The sequence below is a fragment of the Frankia umida genome, assembly GCF_023242945.1.
Lineage (GTDB): Bacteria > Actinomycetota > Actinomycetes > Frankiales > Frankiaceae > Frankia > Frankia umida.
Window position 1 is genome coordinate 1 of record NZ_JALKFT010000122.1, and the last position, 352, is coordinate 352.

Sequence of the window (352 nt, forward strand, 5' to 3'; positions counted from 1 at the left end):
TGGTTGATGGCGGTGCCGCGGATGACGGCGTGGATGGAATGGCCGAGGCGCTGGGCGTCGCTGAGGCGTTCCAGCACGAGGACGGTGACTCCTTCTGACCAGCCGGTGCCGTCGGCGTCGGCGGAGAAGGAACGGCAACGTCCATCCGCGGAAAGGCCGCGCTGCCGGGAGAACTCGATGAACATTCCGGGGGTGGCCATGGTGCTGGCACCACTGGCCAGTGCCAGGGTGGATTCCCCGGAACGCAGGGACTGCACGGCCAGGTGAACGGCTACCAGGGATGAGGAGCAGGCGGTGTCGACGGTGACCGCCGGACCTTCGAAACCAAAGACATAGGACACCCGGCCCGACG

1 protein-coding gene is annotated in these 352 nt (G+C 67.0%); it reads right to left on the reverse strand.

All coding sequences use genetic code 11. From position 1 onward, the window contains the following. A partial coding sequence (locus MXD59_RS26055; protein WP_283097527.1) for a beta-ketoacyl synthase N-terminal-like domain-containing protein occupies nucleotides 1-352 on the reverse strand: 352 nt, incomplete at both ends.